This window comes from Priestia endophytica (assembly GCF_026790145.1).
Taxonomy (GTDB): Bacteria; Bacillota; Bacilli; order Bacillales; family Bacillaceae_H; genus Bacillus_I; species Bacillus_I endophytica_A.
In genome coordinates this window covers 13,804-33,775 of record NZ_JALAMS010000008.1, presented here as the reverse complement: position 1 = coordinate 33,775, position 19,972 = coordinate 13,804, and the positions used below count along the sequence as shown (strand labels likewise).

General features: G+C 36.6%; 20 protein-coding genes and 3 pseudogenes. 15 read left to right on the top strand and 8 right to left on the bottom strand.

Annotated features, from left to right (window positions below; translation table 11 throughout):
- Nucleotides 1–107 precede the first annotated feature (107 nt).
- The gene (locus tag MOC86_RS07310) at nt 108–917 is read left to right on the top strand and encodes a VLRF1 family aeRF1-type release factor (protein ID WP_268583526.1); all 810 of its coding nucleotides are present in this window, start codon (nt 108–110) and stop codon (nt 915–917) included.
- 145 nt (nt 918–1,062) lie between these two features.
- A complete protein-coding gene (locus MOC86_RS07305) occupies nt 1,063–1,392 on the top strand; it encodes a hypothetical protein (RefSeq protein WP_268583525.1) in 330 nt (109 codons plus the stop codon).
- A gap of 400 nt (nt 1,393–1,792) precedes the next feature.
- On the opposite strand, the pseudogene MOC86_RS07300 reads toward MOC86_RS07305, so the two are convergent.
- Nucleotides 1,793–2,215, bottom strand: a pseudogene (locus MOC86_RS07300) (RNA-guided endonuclease TnpB family protein); the annotation flags it as partial.
- 54 nt (nt 2,216–2,269) lie between these two features.
- Here MOC86_RS07300 and MOC86_RS07295 point away from each other — a divergent pair.
- Nucleotides 2,270–2,425 (top strand): hypothetical protein, encoded by a 156-nt coding sequence (locus MOC86_RS07295; RefSeq protein WP_268583523.1) that lies wholly within the window; start codon nt 2,270–2,272, stop codon nt 2,423–2,425.
- Nucleotides 2,426–2,711: 286 nt separating this feature from the next.
- On the opposite strand, the gene MOC86_RS07290 is transcribed toward MOC86_RS07295, so the two are convergent.
- Nucleotides 2,712–3,038 (bottom strand): GlpM family protein, encoded by a 327-nt coding sequence (locus tag MOC86_RS07290; protein ID WP_268583522.1) that lies wholly within the window; start codon nt 3,036–3,038, stop codon nt 2,712–2,714.
- Nucleotides 3,039–3,190: 152 nt separating this feature from the next.
- Here MOC86_RS07290 and MOC86_RS07285 point away from each other — a divergent pair, with 152 nt between their 5' ends.
- Nucleotides 3,191–4,066, top strand: coding sequence for a LysR family transcriptional regulator (locus tag MOC86_RS07285; RefSeq protein ID WP_268583521.1), 876 nt, complete (start codon nt 3,191–3,193; stop codon nt 4,064–4,066).
- Nucleotides 4,067–4,179: 113 nt separating this feature from the next.
- Here MOC86_RS07285 and cotE read toward each other — a convergent pair whose 3' ends face one another.
- Entirely contained in the window at nt 4,180–4,722 is a 543-nt protein-coding gene (gene cotE, locus MOC86_RS07280; protein ID WP_019391904.1) for an outer spore coat protein CotE, read from the bottom strand.
- 237 nt (nt 4,723–4,959) lie between these two features.
- On the opposite strand from cotE, the gene mutS reads away from it, so the two are divergent.
- Both mutS and mutL read left to right on the top strand, forming a co-directional pair.
- The gene (gene mutS / locus MOC86_RS07275) at nt 4,960–7,626 is read left to right on the top strand and encodes a DNA mismatch repair protein MutS (RefSeq protein ID WP_268583643.1); all 2,667 of its coding nucleotides are present in this window, start codon (nt 4,960–4,962) and stop codon (nt 7,624–7,626) included.
- Nucleotides 7,627–7,669: 43 nt separating this feature from the next.
- Nucleotides 7,670–9,544 carry a DNA mismatch repair endonuclease MutL gene (mutL, locus tag MOC86_RS07270; RefSeq protein WP_268583520.1) on the top strand — a complete coding sequence of 625 codons (1,875 nt, stop codon included), beginning with the start codon at nt 7,670–7,672 and terminating at the stop codon, nt 9,542–9,544.
- A gap of 37 nt (nt 9,545–9,581) precedes the next feature.
- On the opposite strand, the gene MOC86_RS07265 is transcribed toward mutL, so the two are convergent.
- Nucleotides 9,582–9,791, bottom strand: a complete 210-nt coding sequence (locus tag MOC86_RS07265; protein ID WP_419146611.1) for a tyrosine-type recombinase/integrase — start codon at nt 9,789–9,791, stop codon at nt 9,582–9,584.
- A 101-nt stretch (nt 9,792–9,892) separates the two neighbouring features.
- Here MOC86_RS07265 and MOC86_RS07260 point away from each other — a divergent pair.
- The 7 genes and pseudogenes from MOC86_RS07260 to map all read left to right on the top strand — a co-directional run bounded on the left by MOC86_RS07260 (nt 9,893) and on the right by map (nt 13,682).
- Nucleotides 9,893–10,599 (top strand): annotated as a pseudogene (locus MOC86_RS07260) (IS6 family transposase).
- A 128-nt stretch (nt 10,600–10,727) separates the two neighbouring features.
- Complete coding sequence (locus MOC86_RS07255; protein WP_225985416.1) at nt 10,728–10,883, top strand: hypothetical protein; 156 nt, start codon at nt 10,728–10,730, stop codon at nt 10,881–10,883.
- A gap of 4 nt (nt 10,884–10,887) precedes the next feature.
- Nucleotides 10,888–11,292, top strand: coding sequence for a hypothetical protein (locus MOC86_RS07250; protein ID WP_268583517.1), 405 nt, complete (start codon nt 10,888–10,890; stop codon nt 11,290–11,292).
- Nucleotides 11,293–12,244: 952 nt separating this feature from the next.
- Entirely contained in the window at nt 12,245–12,451 is a 207-nt protein-coding gene (locus tag MOC86_RS07245) for a hypothetical protein (protein ID WP_268583516.1), read from the top strand.
- Nucleotides 12,448–12,684 carry a hypothetical protein gene (locus MOC86_RS07240; protein WP_268583515.1) on the top strand — a complete coding sequence of 79 codons (237 nt, stop codon included), beginning with the start codon at nt 12,448–12,450 and terminating at the stop codon, nt 12,682–12,684. The genes MOC86_RS07245 and MOC86_RS07240 overlap by 4 nt, the downstream gene beginning before the upstream one ends.
- Nucleotides 12,685–12,709: 25 nt before the next feature.
- Nucleotides 12,710–12,808 (top strand): annotated as a pseudogene (locus tag MOC86_RS07235) (DUF6262 family protein); the annotation flags it as partial.
- Nucleotides 12,809–12,941: 133 nt separating this feature from the next.
- Nucleotides 12,942–13,682, top strand: coding sequence for a type I methionyl aminopeptidase (gene map, locus MOC86_RS07230; protein ID WP_268583513.1), 741 nt, complete (start codon nt 12,942–12,944; stop codon nt 13,680–13,682).
- 858 nt (nt 13,683–14,540) lie between these two features.
- On the opposite strand, the gene MOC86_RS07225 is transcribed toward map, so the two are convergent.
- The 3 genes from MOC86_RS07225 to MOC86_RS07215 form a co-directional block, all read right to left on the bottom strand.
- Nucleotides 14,541–14,846: a DUF5634 family protein gene (locus MOC86_RS07225; RefSeq protein WP_268583512.1), complete on the bottom strand. Its 306-nt coding sequence runs from the start codon at nt 14,844–14,846 to the stop codon at nt 14,541–14,543.
- A gap of 249 nt (nt 14,847–15,095) precedes the next feature.
- On the bottom strand, nt 15,096–16,565 hold the full coding sequence (locus tag MOC86_RS07220; RefSeq protein ID WP_268583511.1) for an IS110 family transposase: 1,470 nt from the start codon (nt 16,563–16,565) through the stop codon (nt 15,096–15,098).
- Between the two features lie 1,514 nt (nt 16,566–18,079).
- Nucleotides 18,080–18,361, bottom strand: coding sequence for an AbrB/MazE/SpoVT family DNA-binding domain-containing protein (locus MOC86_RS07215; protein ID WP_268583510.1), 282 nt, complete (start codon nt 18,359–18,361; stop codon nt 18,080–18,082).
- Nucleotides 18,362–18,544: 183 nt separating this feature from the next.
- Between MOC86_RS07215 and MOC86_RS07210 the strand changes: the two genes are divergently transcribed.
- Both MOC86_RS07210 and MOC86_RS07205 read left to right on the top strand, forming a co-directional pair.
- On the top strand, nt 18,545–18,733 hold the full coding sequence (locus MOC86_RS07210) for a hypothetical protein (RefSeq protein WP_268583509.1): 189 nt from the start codon (nt 18,545–18,547) through the stop codon (nt 18,731–18,733).
- 45 nt (nt 18,734–18,778) lie between these two features.
- Nucleotides 18,779–19,207, top strand: a complete 429-nt coding sequence (locus tag MOC86_RS07205; protein ID WP_268583508.1) for a TraV family lipoprotein — start codon at nt 18,779–18,781, stop codon at nt 19,205–19,207.
- 114 nt (nt 19,208–19,321) lie between these two features.
- Here the strand turns inward: MOC86_RS07205 and MOC86_RS07200 are convergent, their stop codons facing one another.
- Complete coding sequence (locus MOC86_RS07200) at nt 19,322–19,711, bottom strand: SET domain-containing protein (RefSeq protein WP_268583507.1); 390 nt, start codon at nt 19,709–19,711, stop codon at nt 19,322–19,324.
- Nucleotides 19,712–19,972: the final 261 nt, after the last annotated feature.

The window sequence follows — 19,972 nt, the reverse complement described above, 5'->3', positions numbered from 1 at the left end:
AAAAACAGGACTTTTCTCACGCTGAAATTTCCTTTTTTTACGTTTAGCTCTCTCTTAAAAAAGCAATATATATACTAAGTCTTGAATTAAAGGAGGTTTTTTGATAGATGAGTCTAAACGAGATTTTTAATAAGCTAGAGCACGTGAAAACTCAGGCACCAGACAAAATCCTCACGCTGTATATTAACACAGATCGGCGCAATCAAGATCAGCAAGGCGGCGAATATAAAATAGCGCTTAAAACAGGATTTAAAAGACTAGAAGAGTACATGAAAAGAAGTGATGAAGAAGAGCAAAAAAGAGTGTGTGCTCTCCATGAGAAAGTAGAAGGATATATAAGAGATCAGGAACGGAAGATGCCACGCAGTTTTGTGATTTTTGCATCATGCGACAGCGGAATTTGGGAGGTTCTGTCTCTTCAGATTCCTGTTGAAACAAACTTTTATTGGGAAGAACACCCTGTCTTAGAGCCGCTTCAGCGTCTTTATGAAACATACCCAAATACAGGAATTGTGCTGCTTCAGCAAACAGAAGTAAAAATTATTGATACAAAGCTTTCTAAAGTTCAAGGAGTTAAGCATTATCAGTACGATCTTGATATAGATGATTGGCGCCTACATGAAGGACCTTCAAAAGCGGATATAAACATGGGTGGAGGAGCTAATGTAGCAAGTCGGAAAGACGAGTTTCAAGAGCGTGTTAACGCCAATCAGAAGCGCTTTTGGAAGAGCATGGGAAGCAAACTCGACAAAATTGCCGCAGACAATAAATGGTCTTCAATTCTTCTTGTAGGAGATAAGGAGATTGCAAAAACAATTGAAGGAAATATGAATAAGAGAATAGATGAGATGATTGAGAAAAACTTACTGAATGAAGAAGAAAATAAAGTTGTTCAAGAGCTTTTAAAAACGTCTTAAAAAGGAGGAGGGATTTTCCCTCCTTTTTTTATTTATGCCTTAAAAAGTTTCACTTTGATGGAACGGTGGAATAGATAACCATAGCACTTGTCTAACTAGATTTTTAAAAGAAATAAAACGACGAAAAGATAAAGGAGGAGGCGCCATGAGTGGATCAGCACTTATTTTTTTAATTTCAGGAATTGTTAGCGGGATTATTTTGATTGTTGTTTCATATATTCTAGCACGACTAAACCCATTTAAAATGTTCTTTTCACGCTTGCTTTTACCAGGGGTTTGCTTGATAGGCTCCGCTATTATTACGATTCGCTTTTATTCAAACAATGAGACATTAAGTCAAGGAGGAGGAACCTATTTATACTTTGTGATTCCTCTAGGTGTTGCAGCCCTTATTGCTTTCATTATCTGCTTAATTATTAAGCCAACAGGACATAGTGAAACTGGTCAGCGTAAGCTTCATGACAAATCTTCATAATGAGAAACATTGCTTCTGAAAGGGTAGGGTAGTGAAGTTTCAAAATACAGTGAAAAAGAGTTCGTGCACTAAAGTGCACGAACTCTTTTTTTATATCTAAATTCATATTATGGTTAATTTTCAATACTCTTGTTGCCTCACCAACTTTCAATCAAATCTCTTCCATTCTTAATTTAAAAAGCATATACAACTTTTTAGCAAGAAACTACGGTGTATAAGGCATATCTCGATGCAACCATTTTACAATGGTTCCGATTAGAGCTGAAGAACTGTACCAGATCGCAATATCTACAGGAATGTCTTTCGTAGCAAGGAAGCCTTTTCCGTTCGCTTTGTTATGATATCTGAAAGGGTATTTAACAAACGTTCTGTAAAAATGGGTGTTCGTCTAGAACCAAGAACGACTTTTTGCAAAGCGAACAAGACCCAGTTTAGGTAATTTGATTTTGTTGCCAATAATGGCGATATTTCCGTTGGTGTGCTTTGTTGTATAGGATTGTACTCTATTCTTTTTAGACTTGAATCGTGGTGCTTGATTCTGGTTCTTGAAGAATCGAGTATACGAATCAGCAAGGTTTTTGAGTGAGGATTGAATAGCAATGCTGTCGACTTCTTTTAACCATACTAATTCTTTCTTTAGCTGCGTTAATTGAGAAGAACAAGCGTTATAAGTCAATCCTTTGCCTGTTTCCTTGTAGGCATTATTCCATTGTGCCAAAAAGCGATTAAATACAAAACGAGAACAGCCGATAGTCTTTGCTATTAGGATTTCTTGTTCTTTGTTTGGATAGATGCGTAATTTGTATGCTTTGTTGACGATTATGACTTTCACCTCCTTATGTGATATGTTTTATATATTATTTTTAGAGGTGAAGACATGAAAAAACAATCAGTCATATTACGATTTTCTAAAACTCTTTTAGATCGAGTGGACACATACAAAGAGCAAAAGGGTTTTGGCACTCGTACACAAGTTATTTTTCATTTATTGCAAGTGGCACTTGAACAGTCGAACAATCGAGATGGCAAGTGAGCCATCCCTTGTCCGAAGGCGATTAATCTCCCGCCTACTCATTGGGCTACGCCCTTCTCATTCCTTGAAGTGGGAGTCTTCTCGCCTATTTAAGATAAACAGAAGAGTGGAACAGACATGAGGATTATAGAAGCAACTGAAGCTTGAATTTGCTTAGTAACGCGTTCTATCACATTAAGAACTAAAAAACCTTAGGTCATATTTCACAATTTCTAGACGCCTATAGAGTAAGAGCAAATAATTGCTGATGATAAAAATTCAAAAATCCATAAGGATGTAACTTCTATTAAGAGAGAAAATACTTGCATCCAAGCATATATAAAATATAGATAATAAATGCCCCTATTACCGCATATAAAGGCTTAATCCAATGTGTCAAGATAAAAATAACACTAATTAATATAACCGCACCAAAGGAGCCAAAGATGGCATTTTTTTGTGTGATTCTAAAATTCATGATATTCATATTTTTCATTTGTAAATGAATATTAACTAATGTCATGATAGGCAGTAATGTGATAATCCCTGACAAAAATAAATATTTAGATTTGCTTAAAAGGGAGGCACAGACCATAATTGTTCCACCTAAAAGAAATTGTAAAATATACCCCATCATATTCTCTCCTTACCATCCATACGTAAATTGAGTAATCTGTTATTTTTGAAATTATCTTCGTTTTTCATTTTATTTTCTTATAAGATATAAGTAAACTAAATATATGTGATAATAAATATAAGAAAAAATTATGATATGGAGAAGGAGTAATGAGTCTAAAAAAGTATATTGCTTATATTACAGTTGTTGAGACGGGAAGTTTAACAAAAGCAGCAGAGATATTGAATTATACACAACCTAACATTAGCCAAATGATTAATAGCTTAGAGGAAGAATACGGTTTTCCTTTACTGCTAAGGCAAAAAAATGGTGTTAAACCTACTAAAAATGGATTAGCTGTACTACATGGGATGCGAGAGATTCAAAGAGGTTATAAGAATTTATCAGAAACGGTGAACGGAATCAATGGATTAGAAACAGGGAAAATTCGTATAGGAGCCTATACAAGCATCACTACAAACTGGTTGCCTAACATATTGAAGGAATTTAAAAGGCAATATCCATTTATAGAGATTCAAGTTTATGAAGGTAATGCATCTGAACTAAATCGCTGGTTAGAAGAAGATCAAATCGATTTTGGAATTGGTACGGTTCATAATCATAAATGGGAGTTTCAAGCTTTATTTGAAGATCCTATTATGGTCATTATGAACGCACACCACGAATTAGCGAAAAGGAACTTCATTTCTCTAGAAGCAATAGAATCTGTAGAATTTATTCTTCCTTATTCAGATTCCCTTTTTGAAATACATAATATATTTAAAAAGGAACAAATCAATCCTAATGTTGCTTATCAAATTAGAGGAGATGAAACTATTATTTCAATGGTGCGTAGTAATTTAGGAATCAGTTTACTTCCAAAATTACTATTAAGAAGGTGTTCTACAGATATAGCCATTAAACCGTTAAAGAAGCAAGTTTTTAGACAAATTGGAGTTTTACTGAATACAAAGAGGGGGGCACAAACACCATCTGTAGATAAAATGGTTGATTTTATTCATAAATGGACGAGGAAAAATAACTAGCGAAAGACAAAGAGACTGTATGTAAATAATCTAAAACATCATTTGTTTAAGGAACTAAAAATTTCCTCTTAATAAAAAAAGAGCTCGCAATGTGCGGGCTCTTTTATTACCTTTTACTCTTCATCACCTAAGATGAAATCTGGATCTAAATCTTCAAACTCTTCATCATCAACATCTAAATCAAAGTCGTCATCTTCAAGGCCGTCCGGATTTACGGCAACAACGAGCTTTGTTTCTCCAACAACTTCAGCTAACAGCTCTCTTTCCACTTGGACAAGCACTTTATGGCCTTTTGGTGAGATTGTTGCTTCAAGGCAGTTTGGCTGCTGAAGTACGCGCACAATTACATCGCACTCTTCATCATTAATTTGTTCGGCATCTCGGTAGCGAAGACGAATTGTATCTTTATACGATGTTTCCTCTGTCACAACTTCTGTTTTTGTATTGTCATCATAAGAATACCATGTGTTAATATCATACGTTCCATCAACTTCTACAAGGTTTCCACGCTTTCTAGCTTTGTATTGATGGTTGATAACCCAGCAACCGAGAATACTCGTTGGTTTATTCGGTGGTGTTAACGTATGAGATGATTGCGTAAACTTGCGGCCTTTGCCTGTAACAGCTTTTGTAATAATCTCTCTGTAGTTTGCCATATTCAGCGAACCCTCCTCAACTATTTTCATTCTAGCTTATGCGCTGTATGAAGCGCTTTTGCTAACTTTTTTAGAAAAAGCAAAAAAGCACTACATGAGATTGTATGCAGGGACAAAGTAACGTTATGTCTCTTTCTATAGATTCTAGGGAGTTTATACCTTTTTAAAAAGTTCAGCTTTTTATGTTATAATACGGCTTGATAATAATAAATGAAGAGATGAAATGTGGGGATAACAATGGCAGGGTATACGCCAATGATACAGCAATATTTGAAAATCAAGGCAGAGCATGAAGATGCCTTTTTATTTTTTCGACTTGGAGATTTTTATGAAATGTTCTTCAATGACGCGCTCACTGCGTCTCGTGAACTTGAAATTACGTTAACAAGCCGCGATGGAGGCGGAAACGAACGCATTCCAATGTGTGGCATTCCATATCATTCTGCAAACGGCTATATTGAAAGACTTATTGAAAAAGGCTATAAAGTAGCTATTTGTGAACAAGTGGAAGATCCTAAAACAGCTAAAGGCGTTGTAAAACGAGAAGTTGTACAAGTGATTTCACCAGGAACGCTTATGAATGAGAGCGGATTGCGTGAGAAAGAAAACAATTATATTGGAAGCTTAACAGAATTTGATGATGGGACGTTTGGTCTTTCGTTTGCAGATTTATCAACAGGTGAAAGCTATGTCACTCTTTTATCAAAAGATGTTGATGCGGTTGTTGGTGAACTTTATACGAGAATGGTTCGTGAAATTGTCGTGTCTGAAAGCTTTTCAGGCAGTGTTTTAGCACGTCTGAAAGAAAGTATGACAATGACGATTTCCTACTCAGAAGAAACCGAATCAGACGAAGAAATCGAGAAACTAACATCACACCTTCAACAAGACAAGCTTGTAAAAACGAGCGCACGTCTTTTCCACTACTTGCGTAAAACACAAAATAGATCACTTGATCACTTACAGCGTCCACTCTTTTACCAAATTGATCAGTTTATGAAAATTGACTTTTACTCTAAGCGCAACTTAGAGCTAACAGAGACGATTCGTTCTAAAGGTAAGAAAGGTTCACTTCTATGGCTTTTAGATGAAACAGTAACAGCAATGGGAGGGCGCTTATTAAAACAGTGGATTGACAGACCGCTTCTAAAAAAAGCAGACATTGAGCGCCGTCATACAATGGTTGCAACGCTTATGGAACAGTTTTTCGAAAAAGAAGAACTTCGTGATTTGCTAAAAGACGTTTACGATCTTGAGCGTTTAGCAGGACGAGTTGCCTTTGGAAACGTTAATGCTCGGGATCTCGTGCAACTAAAAAAATCGTTAAACAACGTTCCAGCAATTGAAGAGGTGATAAAACGCCTTGATCAGCCATATGCAGAAGAGCTCTTAAACGGCTTAGATCGCTGTGAAGATTTAGCTTCTCTGCTCGAAGAAAGCATTGTCGAGCAACCGCCTCTTTCCATTAAAGACGGAGATATTATTTCTGACGGTTACAACGCTGATCTTGATCAATACCGAGATGCAAGCAAAAATGGAAAGTCATGGATTGCAGCGCTTGAACGAAGAGAGCGTGAAAAAACAGGCATCAAGTCGCTAAAAATCGGCTATAACCGCGTTTTTGGTTATTATATTGAAGTAACGCGTGCAAATCTGCATCTTTTAAAAGAAGGGCAGTACGAGCGCAAACAAACATTAACAAATGCAGAGCGCTTTATTACACCTGAACTAAAAGAAAAAGAAACATTAATTCTAGAAGCGCAGGAGAAGAGCGTTGAACTGGAATATACGCTGTTTCTTGAGATTCGTGAGCGTGTAAAAGAATATATTCCACGCTTGCAAAAGCTTGCGAAAGCGCTGAGTGAACTTGATGTGTTACAAGCTTTTGCGAAGGTGAGTGAAGAACGTCATTATGTACAGCCATCATTTTCTGATTCGCAATCATTAGAGCTTGAAAATGGTCGTCACCCTGTTGTCGAAAAAGTGATGAACTCTCAAGAATATGTACCAAACAGCTGCAATATGTCTGATGACCGCTCTATTTTACTTATTACAGGACCAAACATGTCTGGTAAAAGTACGTATATGCGTCAAATCGCGTTGACATCTATTTTGGCTCAAATTGGCTGCTTTGTACCAGCGGATAAAGCAGTATTACCAATCTTTGACCAAGTGTTCACAAGAATTGGAGCAGCAGATGACTTAATTTCAGGTCAAAGTACATTTATGGTAGAGATGCTTGAAGCTCGCAATGCGCTCGTAAATGCAACGCAAAACAGCTTGATTTTGCTTGATGAAATTGGGCGCGGAACGTCTACATATGACGGAATGGCGCTCGCTCAAGCGATTGTTGAATATATTCACGAATATATTGGCGCAACAACGCTGTTTTCAACACACTACCACGAGCTTACAGTTCTAGAAGACGAGCTGAAAAAGCTTTATAATGTACATGTAAGCGCAATTGAAAAGGATGGAAAAGTTGTTTTCCTTCATAAAATTAAAGACGGAGCTGCTGATCAAAGCTATGGTATCCATGTTGCAGAGCTTGCTGAACTTCCAGCACCATTGTTAGACAGAGCTCGAGTTATTTTAAAAGATCTTGAAGAAGGTAGCTTTGAAGTTCCAAAAGCACCTGTAAAAAGCATAGAAGATACACAACCTGCACATAAAGAAGTGAGTGCAGCAAGGGAAGAAGTAGAAGAAGTTCAAGAAAAAGTAAAAGAAGAAGCGTCACAGCTTTCATTTTTCCAAGAAGACAAAGCAAGTGTACCAGAAGAAAAACTTTCGAAAAAAGAGCAAGATATTTTGAGAAAGCTTAAAGACCTTGATATTCTAGAAATGACGCCACTTCAGGCGCTAAATACGGTATATAGTCTGCAAAAGCAGCTGAAGAAAAAATAAGAGAGGGCTTTTCCTCTCTTTTTCTATATTAGGAGGGAGAAAGATGGCACGAATTGTGCAGCTCTCTGATGAGCTATCAAATAAAATTGCCGCAGGAGAAGTTGTCGAACGGCCAGCGTCGGTTGTAAAAGAGCTTGTGGAAAATGCGATTGATGCTAACAGCACTGTCATTGAAGTGGAGCTTGTTGAAGCGGGATTAACGAAAATTCGGATTGTCGATAACGGGGATGGTATTGAAAATGAAGACTGTTTAACCGCTTTTCGTCGTCATGCAACAAGTAAAATTAAAAATGAAGGAGATCTTTTTCGCATTAGAACGCTAGGTTTCCGCGGTGAAGCATTACCAAGTATCGCTTCTGTTTCAGAAGTGGATTTAAAAACAAGCTGTGGAGATGAAGCTGGTACTCACCTTTACTTAAGAGGTGGGGAAGTTGTGACACATGAGCTCTACTCAAGTCGCAAAGGAACAGATATTACAATTACAAATCTCTTTTTTAATACGCCAGCACGTTTAAAATATATGAAAACCATCAACACAGAGCTTGGCAATATTACGGATATTATGAACCGTCTTGCTCTTGCGAATCCACATATTTCATTTAAGCTTATGCATCATGATCGTAAATTGCTTCATACAAATGGAAATGGAGATGTACGTCAAGTGCTTGCTTCGATTTACGGAATCCGAATTGCCAAAAACATGATTCCCATTAAAGCTTCTTCACTTGATTATGAAGTTGACGGCTATATTGCACTTCCTGAAGTGACAAGAGCTTCAAGAGCATATATGTCGACGGTTATTAACGGCCGACATATTAAAAACTTTGGTTTGTTAAAAGCCATAACGGCTGGATATCATACGCTTTTGCCAATTGGTCGCTATCCCATCGTATTTTTAAATATTAAAATGGACCCGCTTTTAGTCGATGTTAACGTACACCCAACAAAGCTTGAAGTTCGGTTAAGTAAAGAAGACGAGCTATTTTCTCTTGTTGAGGGGAGCATTAAAAAAGCGTTTAAAAAAGAGCAGCTTATCCCAGAAGTGGCCACAAAAGCGCCTGTTACAAAAGCAAAACCGCAAAGTGAGCAAAGCGTTATGTCATTTGACTACAGCGAGTCGCCTTCTGTAAAAGAAGAGAGCGTAGTAACGTACGAAAAAGCACCAGAGCCGCCTTCAACCGAAGAGCCTGTAAAAGAAGATTTAGCATGGCTAAATGAGCTTGAACAGGAGGAAGAAAGAACGTTTAATGAAGCACTCAAGCCACAGCAAGAGAATCTTGTTGAGGAAAAAGAGCGTGTAGAGGAAGAAAGCGCAGAGGAAGAAGAATCCTCTTCTCGTGTTCCAACGCTTTATCCCATTGGTCAAATGCATGGAACGTACATTTTAGCCCAAAATGAGAACGGTCTTTATATTATTGACCAGCATGCGGCACAAGAGCGAATCAAATACGAATACTTTCGTGACAAGCTTGGTGAAGTAGAGCCAGAAGTACAGGAAATGCTTGTTCCGATTACGCTTGAGTATTCAGCAAATGAAGCAATTGTAATTGAGGAGCACCGGGAAGCGCTAGCTAGCGTTGGCGTTTTTATTGAGTCGTTTGGTCACAACAGCTTTATCGTTCGCTCACATCCGCAGTGGTTTCCGAAGGGTGAAGAAAAAGAAACCATTGAAGAAATGATTGAACAAGTGCTTTCAATGCGAAAGGTGGATATCATCAAGCTCCGTGAAGAAGCAGCTATTATGATGAGCTGTAAAGGATCTATTAAAGCAAACCATCATCTTCGTCATGATGAAATTTTTGCGCTTTTACAGTCTTTAAGAGCATCAAGTGATCCATTCACATGTCCGCATGGTCGCCCGATTATTGTTCATTATTCAACATATGAGATGGAGAAAATGTTTAAGCGTGTGATGTAGCAAGGTTTGTGGATGGGGGGGGGCTTTATTTGCCCACTTAGTTTAAATAACTGTCTAGTTTGTCCACATTTCTATCATCATATTTTTCTGTAATATGAATATACACGTCAGCTGTCATGTTTACTGTAGCATGACCTAGGCGTGTACTTACATACTTAATATCAACTCCACTTTCTAATACCATAATAGCATGTGTATGTCTTAGCCCATGTGGAGTGATATGGTGTAGGTTCGTTTTGGCTAAAATAGTGTCGATGGTTCTGGTGCAAAAACTTCAATTCATTTGCAAGGAATCTCTAAAACTTGGACATACTGATAGTATGACTCTATAAAAGGTGTGTGATCAGTATGGAAAAGCAACTTCTATTTAAGTGGAAACATTATCAACCGGATCTTATTTTATTAACCGTCAGATGGTACCTACGGTACAGCCTAAGTTTCCGTGAGTTGGTAGAAATGATGGAAGAACGAGGCTTATCCATTGCTCACACAACGATTATGCGCTGGGTGCATCAATATGGACCTGAATTAGATGAACGCGTACGACGTCACCTTAAGCCAACGGACGATTCTTGGCGAGTCGATGAGACGTATGTAAAAGTGAAAGGTCAATGGATGTATTTGTATCGTGCCGTTGATTCCGAAGGAAATACGATTGATTTTTATTTGAATAAAGTAAGAAATAAACAAGCAGCCAAGCGCTTTTTTAAGAAAGCCTTGGCTTTTTCGCACGTTTCTACACCTCGTGTGATCACAGTAGATAAGAATCCTGCCTATCCCATCGCTATCCAGGAGTTAAAGGAAGAAAATCAGGTGCCTGAAAGTCATCCAACTAAGGCAAGTGAAATATCTCAACAATATTGTAGAGCAGGATCATCGATTTATTAAAAAACGTATTCGTTCGATGCTTGGACTCAAGTCCTTACGGACTGCTAAATGGATGATTGCAGGGATAGAAGCCATGCACATGATTAAAAAAGGACAGACTCTCAAGGGAAAAGTCTGTTCAAAAACAAGTGAAGTTCATTCATCAACTGTTTGGATTAACTGCATAAGAACAAATTCCACTAGTAATCTATATACTTGTTTTAGCCAAATGCAATGTTTGCACCAGAACCCTTTATCCAGTGAACCAGAATATCTGGCTTGCTATGGAGGAGGCTCCATCGAATTTAAAGAGGATATGTATAAATACTTAAAAGAATTTGCGGATTCCGTGGATGCAAAAGTCCTTTGGATTCCAGAACAATATGCCGTTGATATGAACGTGAAAGGATTAGATATTTTAAATCGCAACATGCTATTTACAGAAGAATACAAAGAAACTGTGGTGATGTAAAGGTATGATGAATGAAAAAAAGAGAAAGACCCAGTACAACTGGAAGTTTAAAAGCAATGAGACCGATGAGTTTTATGAATGGTTTGAAAATCAAGATAACATTGCGCTGTCTTTACGTAAGATTGTGTACCATATGATTGAGCTGTATGGAACAGAGAGCGTCTTAAATCATCATGTCGATAAAGAAATAAGTCGAGATATGTTCATCTTAGAGGCCCTTAGAGGAAAAGATGCTTTAACGGTCAAAGAGAGTATACTCTCAGGAGGATCTCCAGAAAAGGATTTATCTATCCTTGAAAAACCGTCTTCCTTTGTACAAGATGAACATCGTGTAAGTGAAGAACTAGATAAACCAGAATCCAAAAGTAAAATCAATTATCAAGAGGTTAATCCGAAATCGATTTTTTAATAACTTTTAGGGAATAGAGTATAGCCCTCACATCATGTGAGGGCTAGTTTTTGTAGGGAGATAAAATGAAAAAGTTGAATAAATAAAATGGAGAGGCGTTCTCTTTTAAAGTCTGAAAAAATCCATTTAAGGATAGTCTTACAGATTAAAATTTTATCTCAGGGACGTGGGAAGGGTGAAACAATTATCTTTAGATTAGGAAGTTTTAACGCTTGATTTGTCTCGAAAATCGATGGCAGCAGAAAGGGTAGATGGCGAGGGAAGTGAAGCAAAAATAGAGGAGGAAGAACGAGAAGGTGAACTTGTTCAGGCAACCTCTTCTGGTTAAACAAAAACACCTCCGAGTCCCCAAAGGTCATTTAAGAATAGGTAAGCTTACGGATTGTTAGTGGTCGATATTTAGCAAAAAGAAGTGAAAAAGAAAATGAAGTCCTACGAAAAAACAATTGGAGTTGAAGTGGAAAATCAGAGAGCTTTACGAAAAGAAATTGGGGAACTAAAGCCAATATGGAATATCAAATTGATACAGAGAAAGCTGAAACGGAAGCTCAAATTCATTAAAAGAAGATGAGATTCGGATGAAAGAAGAGAGCATTAGTCTCTATAAAGATGAGAAGAAAATGTTAAAAGAAAAGCTCAAAAAGTTGAAAGAAAAAGAGCAAGATCTTCACTAAAGTTGAAAAAAGTCAGGTCGACCGTATATTAACACTACCTCAACAATAGGTCAGCACTATATCAACAGTATATCGACAGTAGGTCAACACTTCGGACATTTCTTTGTACCCACAGTTTTGTTAGGCTTTGCCTAACCCCACACGGTCCATGGGGGCAAAAACCCCTTATGCTCTTCTCTCTTTTTGGGTGTAGAGCACAGAACTTCGAGAGAGGATGAATGTAATGGATATTATCATACGAAATATTGATCCAACGGCTGTAAAAAAGGTTTAATGAATTGGTAAAAGAAAAAGGGATTTTACGACAAGAATTTCTGAAAGGTCAGCTTGAAACGCTGGCCTTTTTCCGTGAACAAACCAAACGTGAATTACAACTTGAAAACATGTTAGAGACATTTCTTCGAACGATGGGGAAATACTTAAACACAATGGAAAATATGAATGAGATTATGCATGAATTAATGGAAATAGATGAACCGTTATGATCATCGAGAATTATGGCAAAGCACCTTTATTAGCTCAAGAAAAAAGTCAACAACGCGAGTCAGGACCTCTTGCTTCTGAAAACCTAGGAGAGAAGTTAAAAGCATCTTATATGAGTTATAAACAGTCTCTACAACAAGAACCCTCTCAAGATACCGACAATATATTAGAACGTTTAACAGTTGAAAAAACCTACTACACAACAAGGCAAAGTATCTTCAATAAGGAATGGTAGGAGGATAGTTAGTTTAATATAATATCTAATATCCTCGAAAAGAAAGGTAAAGAAATTAGAGGAAGAGAATAAGCAACTAAAAGAACAAGTAAAAATGACTTATGGAGAGGTATATAAAAAATTAGGAATTGAGAACGGTATTCTTCTGATTACCTATTCTTGCAACGAACTTTTTGTTGAAGAAAAAGCCGTTCCGTTTATACTAGAATCTAAATGGAATACTGATTATAAAATACTTTAAAAAATGAGGGTATACGATGATTGCAAAGACAGAAGAGGATTTTAATGGATTAAAAGAAATTGGTAAAATTTGCAGGTCGATTCGAGATGAATTAGTCCATTGTGCTAAACCTGGCGTGACTACAAAAGAACTTGATGAAATTGCAGAAGAGATGTTTGAAAAAGCAGGAGCTCAATCTGCACCAAAGGGAGAATACGATTTCCCTGGGTATACGTGTATTAGCATAAATGAAGAAGTAGCGCACGGGATTCCGAGGGAACGGACTATTCAAGAAGGGGACCTTGTTAATATTGATGTTTCAGGTTCAAAAAACGGTTATTTCGCAGATACCGGAATTTCCGTTGTAGTTGGGAAAGGAGAGATAATTCTACAGAAAATATGTGACGTTGCTAAAGAAGCATTCGACGCTGGACTTAAGAAGGCAAAACCAGGTTCGAAAAAAAGTGCGCTTGGAAAAGCTGCACACAATGTAGCAAAACAGCATGGCTTAACCGTCATAAAAAATCTTACTGGACACGGTATTGGGCGCTCCATTCATGAAGAACCAGAACATATTTTCAATTACTACTCTCACGAGGATGATGAGATCTTAAAAGATGGTATGGTAATTGCCTTTGAACCTTTTATCTCTACATTTGAAGAGGAGGTTTTCCAATCCGAAGATGGATGGACCTTACTAACCGATGAAAGCTTTGTGGCTCAATACGAACATACAATTATTCTTACGAAGGAAGGACCAATTATTACTACATTGTAAGAGCAAATAGGGTGCGATTGTAGAGCAATACAAGTAGAAAATAATTAAATTTTTTATAAAACAACAGTAAAAGGGTGATACATATTGTACATGTACAATATGTATCACCCTTTATTTTTTTATGACTTTTTACGATTTAAGTCTTGATAAATTTTAGCACTGATTTAATTATGAAAGGCCAACAAAAGATTGTGATTCAAGCCAAACATATGGGCTTGAAAATCGAGTAGGCATATCAGCTATTCAAGAGGTCTATGGGGCACAAGCTTATTATAAAGCCTATGAAGCCTGGGTGATGATAAATAGTTTCTTTACCAAGCAAGTGCCTTATCTCAAGCGTGTAATGTACAACTATTTGACCGTAAAGCCCTTCAAGAGTTGATTTTAGAAGTGAATCCTACCCACACAGCCAAAAAGGTGTATTAAGAGGTGGAACCAGAGCCACATAAATGTTCAACGTGTGGAAAGGCATTAGTGGTACGCCAAGGAAAGCCGAATCTCTTTTTTTGATGTTCCTCTCTCCCTCAATGTCGTCATACAGAAGCCATTAATAAATAACAGCCTAAAGAAAAACCGTAATCCCTTCTTTATAGAGATAGGAAATTCCAGTTCCTCTTTTTTTAAAACGGTGCGATTTTTTTATAAACAGTTCAACTTTATTTCAAAGCCACCTATTATCTTTAACTAAGTTGGACACTGAGGGTTTAACAAATTTATTGCAAAAGAGTTGCAATAAATAGAATGGCAAGTCCAGCGAACGACGAGCAGAAAACATTGGGGTTGTACAACTTACACTTTTAAAAATTTTTAGGTGAAGTGGTTTTCCTATGCCCTTCACCTACGTCATCTAAGTAATCGTTAGTATATTTCGCGGAATACATGATCTAGATCTTCAAATTCTTTAAGATCTTTTTCCAGTGGATTGTCTGATTCTACCGTCCACTTACTATCAATTGGAGCTAACCCGCCATCATTATTTTTTTGAAAAGGCAGATGAATATGATGGGTTTTGCCATCTTTTTGGGTTGTATATCCAAGATAGTAGCGATCGTCTTGTCCTTCTTCTTCAAAAATACCGATATTTTCAATTCCATACATATTTAAGTAGGGTTGAAAGGATTGCTGTAATTCATTCATAATTTGTTCGCGAGATAGATAATCCACTAAAATTCTCCCTTCCAAATGGTTCTTTCCCTTAATATGTCATACTTTCGTTCATTTAAACCCTGTTTTCTTCATAAAAATAAAAGCGTTTTGCACTAAGTGTAAAATGATAATAAAGTTATTTAATGTAGTGTAGTGCTTTCCAAGAGGAAAATAAAAAAATCCCTCTTGGAAATAGCACTATTTTTATACCGTAAACAGTTGTTTTTTATCTTTTAAAACACTTACAGGAAATTAGTTTTTTAAGCCTTAATCTACCTCTGTTGAATCCCCCGCAAGCTTTAATGCTTCTTGATAAAACTTCTCCGATTTGACATTTTTTGTTCTTTTGTCGTAAACAGAATCCCAAGGAATACCTGTTGCTTGTGCGTGTTTTACAGGGTCATATTTTTGCCCTGTTTTAAGCATCATATAAAGGATTTTGGCAATCTTGCCACACATATGCCCAATTGCTGTTTTTCCATTCATTTTACGCTCTACTAGACGATGATAATAGGAGCTGAATACGGACGGTTGGGATTTTGTCGCAATAATAATCATTGCCATTTGAAAGAGAACTCGACGTGCATCTCGAACACCACTAAAGGTCATTCTCGTACCCTTTACTGATGTCCCTGACTGTTTATTTTCCGCCGAAACACCAAGATATTTTTTGAACTCTTTATATGTATTAAATCGTTCAACATCACCAATGGCTCCGATAAGAGTACAAGCCCAATTATCGCTCATAAAAGGGAAAGAGTATAATAACTCTGTATAAGGATGAGGTTTAATACCTTTGCTTGAATTTCCGTGAAGTAGTTCTTGGATGTGATTGTCAATCCCTTTAATACTTTCTTCAATACGTAACGCTTCTTCGATTACCCAATGTTGTCTTCCAACTAAATGAGGGACATCAATTGTTATAGACTCTGCTGTAACTTTTGCTAGTGCCTCAGACGCCTTCGTAGCTATTCGCTTTGCCCCAGATTCAATCATTGTTTGTCGTAGTTCTTCCTGTGTGGCTAGCTTTAGATCTTTACCAGTAGGATACTTCAATACGAACTTCATCACAGAAGTGGTACCAAGCTTCTTAAATGCTACTTTGAGGTCTGGGTGCGTAACAGTTAAAAGTTGCTGCACCTGATTTTTACGCCGTGTTAACTGAGTATTTAATAACCATCGGTCACGGGTTAACGAACGAAAAATAGATTGAGTTACAGAAGCTGGTTTAAGTAAGCTAACTCCCTTCATATGAGGGTGTAAGATCTTGTGCCATCCCATATAGGACATTACCCTTGCGTCTACCGCATCTGATTTTTCAGTAATTCCTAAATGCTTTTCACGGAAGTCTTTTACTGCGGAATTTTCCACTAGGAATACATCAAAATTTTCGTTCAAAAGGACTTGTTGAAGCAGGTAAGAGTAGTGACCACCTGTTGGTTCTAGTAAAACTAGGAAATCCGATCTATGAATTCCTAATTGTTTTTCCATTTGTTCTAAGGCTTGTAAGAACTGTGTCATTCCCAGGCTGTCCGCATTAAACTTCATTGTCTTTGTCCGTTTCCATTCACGTCCCTTTGGGTCTAAAAAAGCTTGGAAGGAGATACAACTAGCAACGTGAAAAGAGGCACCAATGTCAATTCCCACAAATAACTGGTACATCTTCCTCTTAGTTTCTTTCTCTTTTTCTTTGGATTCCTCTATAAAACTAAATGGTAATACTGTGTTTTCACTCATACGTAAACCCTCCTAGCGATATATACATCTGACCGTCCAATTTTCCGTTAGAGCTTAATGCCCAATGTAGTATGTCAGGACTATAACACCAGATGGTAAATCTCACATTAAGTAAAGAGGTCTAGCCAAGAACCAGCCCCAAATAACCGAAGAGTTTCAATCGCTAATTTTATTAAATACTATATACATTTTTGAATTTCATTTGCATATAGTCTTTTAAATTTCTAAAAGAAAAATTCTTTATCTAGTATCCTATTTCCTGCTCAGTTCACAGAATTTTTTCTCTTTTTTGTTTAATTTGTTATAATGAGTGTGTGCAGTGACCTTTTAAGGTGTTTCCGACCATAACTGGATTGGGGCTAGCATTATTTATCCTAGACCTCTTATATGCAATTGGGGCACTCCACTACTTGTGGGCACAAGGCTCTGCACACCTTAGATAAATCTCTTATCTGTTTAACTAATTTACGGGGATAATGGGTTTACTGCCAATAAAAACCTTTGTCTATATTCATAGTAAACGAACTTATTTTCATATGATAAGCAAGAAACATAAAAAAAGACCCCTTTTTGTAGGAGTCTTTTTTCTATGTACACCAATGCCCCAAAATCAATGAAAGAGTTACTGCTCGAAAGCGTACCCACATTAGGATAAGAGATGCATTGTCATTATTATTATAACTCATTTTTTATTTTATTGCCTAGTTCTAGCTATTTGCACTATCATTGGGATAAAAGGCATAAAAAAAGACCCTCTTGCTGCGAAGTCTTTTTCTGTGTAAACCAATGCTCCAAAATTTTAAAAAGAGTTACTGCTCGAAAGCGTACCCACATTAAATAAAGAGATGCATTGGCATTATCATTATATTTCATATTATATTGTACCGTCTAATAGTTTTTTAGATAGCTGATTATTTTATTCAATTTATAATCCTTTGTTTAGTTGATTATTCTTATTTTTAAGGTCCTCGATGCTTCACATTTGCGGATACGCCTCCCGCTATGGGCTATGTCCTCCTCCAAAACCAATTAACCCCTTATAAAATCCCTCTGTTTTATACTCTTTCGCGTATAGTATGTAGTCTTTTATTTTTAACTAATTTATTCTGAAAAGACTACGGAAATTTTAAAAGCTCAAACAAGCATAACCCCGTTCTACTTTTAGGACGGGGTTGAAAATAAAGTTGTTTAATTTTTGATGTAAGATACTTCACTATAATGAAAAATATAACAATAAAGTTGTTTAAAAATCTAAGTTTTATTCAAAAAATTGGCCCAATCGTTGAATACAAGTTAAAAACCTTTCTTAAACTAAATTGCCTGTTAGTTAAACAAGGAAATCAGCATTATTCTTTAACAGAACATGTTGATAAAGAAGCTATAAGCAATGAAAAACAATCATTAAAACAGATTTGAATTTTGCATTTAGGAATCCCCACGAAACAAAAGATAAATGCAAAATTCGGGCCTGTTATCACATCTATACATACTCATTTATACCTGTCATTCATCATCTAGACGTAAACGTCGATTTGCCCTACCTCTTTAGAGAGAATCTCCATTCCTTCTCGACTTAATACTACTTTTCCGTTTGCTAATACCATATTGTTTTCTGATATTTTTCCCGTAATCATACAAGCTTTATGATACTGATATTTTCTTAAGATGATTTGATTCTCGTCTACAAAGATTTCTAAAAGATCATTCTTTTCAATAGCAAGATTCTCTCTTAGCTCCTTTGGTAAGACCACACGTCCCAATTGATCGACCTTCCTTACAATCCCTGTACTTTTCACTTATTCCACTCCTCTTTCCCTTTGATTTCTTTATTGTAACAAATATAGGAAATATTAATAATGTAGTAAATTCATAAAATCATGGGAAAATGTTTTTTTCTGTTGTTTTTTGGATTTCTCCTCTGTTCAATCTTATATAAGGGTATATATACTAGGAATATAGAAAGAGAAGGAGGGAGAACGATGGCTCACAAAATCAGTTTAACTGGCTGTCCGACTAGCTCAATTCAAGACTATGGGAAGTACTTGGCTTTTGATATGGAGGAAAAGGGAAGTCCCAATGCACCAAAAGGGATTCCGTTTAAAAGTAACCCGATTACCTATACTGTTGTGCTGAGTCTAAAACAATTTAACAAATTAAATATAAGCTAGGAGGAATTCTCCCAACGATGCTTCCTTGTGCAAGGGGAGCCTTGTTTGGATATTCCGTTTGAACAATGTACAGGTGAGATTGGCGTTATCTGTATGCAGATACAAGAAATTGAGGACAAAGGGAAAGAGAAGAAACAACCGAAACAAACACCCAAAAAGGGTTCAAGAGCTAAAAAACAAGAGGAAAGTAAATCCGCACAAGAAAGTAAACCACAGCAAGAGAAAAAGCCTCTTCTTGTTCCAAAGGGAACGAAGGATTGGATGTCCTTAGAAGAAATTAAGGTTCCGGAAACCTTTCTTCAATTTACACCGGGAATAGCGAAACAAAAAGCAGTAGAAGAAAGTATTGAGAAGAATGGAACCGTAGATAAACCGATTATTATTGATCCAGATACACATGAGCTTCTCGATAGTTATAGTCGTTATTTTGTAGCCAAGAAAAAGAATTTAGATCGTGTTCCTGTACATTATTAAAGATTCTATTTTTGTTCTTTATAAGAAGAATAGATCAAAACTCGATTGAATTCTACAATGTCTTGAGATGAAAAAGTAAGCCCATCGAAAATCGATGGGCTTACTTTTTTACTTCTACTCGTTCTCACCTTTACGATCAAACCAAAGGAGCTCTTGATTATCTACATCTCCATTATAGTTGATAAGAATCTCTTCTCCTGCTTGGATATCCGTATAAGCATAAAAATCAAAGGTATGATTGTCAAAATTAATTTTATAAGTAGCATTAGGTGTATACGAATGATTAAACAGCATACCATAGCCTAGAAGAATAGCTGTATGATTTACACCATATTCAAAAGCATAGTCCGCAAGTGCTGTCTTCTCAATGTGTTCATGCTCTTTATTAGGATAAGGGATAACAGGTGCTTCATGAAGAAGCGTCCCTTTCTTGATATCTTGCTTAGCGAATACACCTCTATTGAATTCTCCATCGCTTAGCGCAGACGTTTTTATTTCAATCATACTTGTCACCTATATATTCTTTCCTCGAAGATTTTGTTCTTCGTTAAGCTTGACAGTTTAGGGTGATAAAATCAACTATTTGATTCTGGTACAAAAACTTTAGAACAATTGCAAGTAATCTATGAATTTAGTGAGGGCATAAAACCTAGGATTTTTAAGCCCTCTTTTTATGTTGGAGAAGTGAGGAAAGCTTGCTAGTTCAACAATGTATAAAATCTTACATAACGAAAAAAAAAAGGAAAAATCCAGATCCTTTGTGAT

Bases quoted from the DNA above. Each gene is read 5' to 3' on its own strand.
- MOC86_RS07240 (WP_268583515.1), top strand. From the start codon at position 12,448: ATGATCATCGAGAATTATGGCAAAGCACCTTTATTAGCTCAAGAAAAA.
- MOC86_RS07295 (WP_268583523.1), top strand. From the start codon at position 2,270: ATGAAAAAACAATCAGTCATATTACGATTTTCTAAAACTCTTTTAGAT.
- MOC86_RS07305 (WP_268583525.1), top strand. From the start codon at position 1,063: ATGAGTGGATCAGCACTTATTTTTTTAATTTCAGGAATTGTTAGCGGG.
- MOC86_RS07255 (WP_225985416.1), top strand. From the start codon at position 10,728: ATGTATAAATACTTAAAAGAATTTGCGGATTCCGTGGATGCAAAAGTC.
- MOC86_RS07290 (WP_268583522.1), bottom strand. From the start codon at position 3,038: ATGGGGTATATTTTACAATTTCTTTTAGGTGGAACAATTATGGTCTGT.
- mutL (WP_268583520.1), top strand. From the start codon at position 7,670: ATGGCACGAATTGTGCAGCTCTCTGATGAGCTATCAAATAAAATTGCC.
- MOC86_RS07210 (WP_268583509.1), top strand. From the start codon at position 18,545: ATGGCTCACAAAATCAGTTTAACTGGCTGTCCGACTAGCTCAATTCAA.
- MOC86_RS07220 (WP_268583511.1), bottom strand. From the start codon at position 16,565: ATGAGTGAAAACACAGTATTACCATTTAGTTTTATAGAGGAATCCAAA.
- MOC86_RS07250 (WP_268583517.1), top strand. From the start codon at position 10,888: ATGATGAATGAAAAAAAGAGAAAGACCCAGTACAACTGGAAGTTTAAA.
- MOC86_RS07200 (WP_268583507.1), bottom strand. From the start codon at position 19,711: ATGATTGAAATAAAAACGTCTGCGCTAAGCGATGGAGAATTCAATAGA.
- map (WP_268583513.1), top strand. From the start codon at position 12,942: ATGATTGCAAAGACAGAAGAGGATTTTAATGGATTAAAAGAAATTGGT.
- cotE (WP_019391904.1), bottom strand. From the start codon at position 4,722: ATGGCAAACTACAGAGAGATTATTACAAAAGCTGTTACAGGCAAAGGC.
- MOC86_RS07285 (WP_268583521.1), top strand. From the start codon at position 3,191: ATGAGTCTAAAAAAGTATATTGCTTATATTACAGTTGTTGAGACGGGA.
- mutS (WP_268583643.1), top strand. From the start codon at position 4,960: ATGGCAGGGTATACGCCAATGATACAGCAATATTTGAAAATCAAGGCA.
- MOC86_RS07310 (WP_268583526.1), top strand. From the start codon at position 108: ATGAGTCTAAACGAGATTTTTAATAAGCTAGAGCACGTGAAAACTCAG.